Origin of the sequence: Bartonella vinsonii subsp. berkhoffii ATCC 51672, from assembly GCF_902825225.1 — a bacterium.
GTDB classification, from domain to species: Bacteria; Pseudomonadota; Alphaproteobacteria; order Rhizobiales; family Rhizobiaceae; genus Bartonella; species Bartonella berkhoffii.
The window spans coordinates 1-2,125 of sequence record NZ_CADEAK010000042.1 but is presented as its reverse complement, the minus strand read 5'-3'; the positions used below and the strand labels follow the sequence as shown (position 1 = coordinate 2,125).

Below are 2,125 nucleotides of genomic sequence, written 5' to 3'. Positions count from 1 at the left end.
TGGATAAAGCTCTGATGGTTCTGTCGTTTTATTTCTTTTTCTCTTAAATCAAGAAGACGCTCTAAGCGGTCCATATCGACGTCACTTTCTAAGGCTTTATTTAAAATGCGTTCCATAGCAGTTTGTTTGACGGTTAAGTGATGTGTTTCTTCAATTTCTGTTAGGTTAGTGTTTTGTTCACTCATTTTTATTTCCTCCATTGCGCGCAATTTCCCCGTGGCGTGAATCACGCTTGTGTTTAAATGGTTGTTGTTTTTTGTTAGAAGTCTTTCTCTAGAAGTTGTCTGGTATTAACCATCCCCCCTGCCTGTAAAGGCGAGGAGATGAAATCAGTTTTTTAAACTAAGCAGCTTTCACAACAGATCTTGCTAACACCTGTTTTGCTTCTTTGATTAAGGCTTTATAATATTCAAGTTCTTCTTCGAGGTTATTTGCATCCAACAAACGCCTCATCATCAACCCTAAGATTTCTCCAACACCAGCAGGTTTTTTTAAACACTCATAAGAAAATAATTCATAATCAACAGCTTGGCTTTTTAGTTTCTTCTCGCATTCAATAAAGTAACGACGAGCTTGACGTCCTTTCTCGTTGCGTTCGACCATTGAGAGTTCTTTTGCCATGTCTAAGGCAAGTGCATAATCCTTAGAAGGTCGGCCTCCTTGGAAGTTTTCACCCATTTGGGGGAGAACTATATAGTCTTGATTTTTCAGAAAATTATATTCCTTAATGCGCTTTTTTAGCCACGTAGAAAAATCTTTTCCTACTTCTAAAAACTTATGTAATTCACGCGCATTCACAGTATGAACAATTTCCTGACCAATGGTCTGTTCTGATATTGTTATGAGGTTGTTCATGATAACTCCTATCGATTAAAGGTTTTTGATTGACACTAAAAAGAGTGCCGGGTGCTCAAAAACACGGTCGATAGTCCGTCGCTATGTTTTTCCCGCGAGGGTATTTTATGACATAGCCACACCCGACAAGGCCATTATATGCGTGTAACATATAATGAGTCAAAGCCTTTAATGTGCGGAGAAGAGATTGTTTCGGCAATCCATCCGCTATCGATTTAAGGTGTTTTTGAGGCACCTGATTCGACAATAGACATAATGACATTATCTTGTCAAATAAAAAATTAGAAAACCAACGTAAATAAATTAGGTTTATTTTATCAAACAGCTTATATTTCTTTTTCATGATGGTCACCCCTTAATGCACGCTTTGTCTTTTAAGTTCTTGAGAAAGCACACCAATGCCTTTTGCTGTGATTTTCGCTGAAGGAATGACTTTTTCTCTCCCATCAGAGGTTTGAATGGTGATGACTGGACAATCCATAAGACCTTTTTTGATTTTATCTTGGTAAGGTAACAATGGAGTGGTTGGAATACGCCGGTACACCCAACCTTTTTGCTGTAAGAAAAGAATGAACTGTTTAGGTTGTATTTCTAAAATCTTTGCTGCTTCAGTAAGACCAAAGAGCCCATCATGGCGTTGTAAACTTTCAAGAGCCAGTGCCTTTGGTTTTAATTCTGCAATCATATTGTCTTTTTGTTCATTCTCATTTTTGAGATAAGTTAAAACTCCTAACATGACTTGTGGACTAGAGTAATCGATTTGCGATGCTGTTACTTGCTGTTCTAATTGTTGCCACCGATCAATTATCTTTGCTCGCAAGGTAGTGCTATAACCTGAGACGAGGATTAAACATTCGCGTTTTGGAAGATTATAACAAGGGAGAGTACGACCTGTTGAATCCTTGTAAAAACCTACAAATTCACTCAGCCCAAATTTGGGCTCAGTACTTTTAGAGTGTAGCTCTTCAAGCATTTGCTTAATATCACGCATAACGTGTTTATGTTGTTTACTACACAATTCTGCAATTTCACGACTTGACATGGTTGGAACGGTTTGATTGTTAAAATTGTTTTCTGCTGCTGTGATAAGATTATGCATGCCTGTGCTCCATTTGTGATGATATTTGAAAGAAAGAAAAGGAGGCGTTTTTAAAAACGCCCTTAATAGTTTGGATAATTTGGAAGAACATCCCAAAGAGTCAGGCGGTGCTGTTCTTCATAAGTACCGTAGACTGCATCGTTATATTTTTCGTCTGCAATTTCGTCTAAA

Annotated in this window: 2 protein-coding genes and 1 pseudogene; all 3 read right to left on the bottom strand. The window is 37.8% G+C overall.

What is annotated here, in order from left to right; all coding sequences use genetic code 11:
- A pseudogene (locus J7R10_RS07915) lies at nt 1-185 on the bottom strand (ERF family protein); the annotation flags it as partial.
- 157 nt (nt 186-342) lie between these two features.
- Nucleotides 343-855, bottom strand: a complete 513-nt coding sequence (locus J7R10_RS07910; protein WP_010705725.1) for an antA/AntB antirepressor family protein — start codon at nt 853-855, stop codon at nt 343-345.
- 355 nt (nt 856-1,210) lie between these two features.
- The gene (locus J7R10_RS07905) at nt 1,211-1,954 is read right to left on the bottom strand and encodes a phage regulatory protein/antirepressor Ant (protein WP_010705723.1); all 744 of its coding nucleotides are present in this window, start codon (nt 1,952-1,954) and stop codon (nt 1,211-1,213) included.
- Nucleotides 1,955-2,125: the final 171 nt, after the last annotated feature.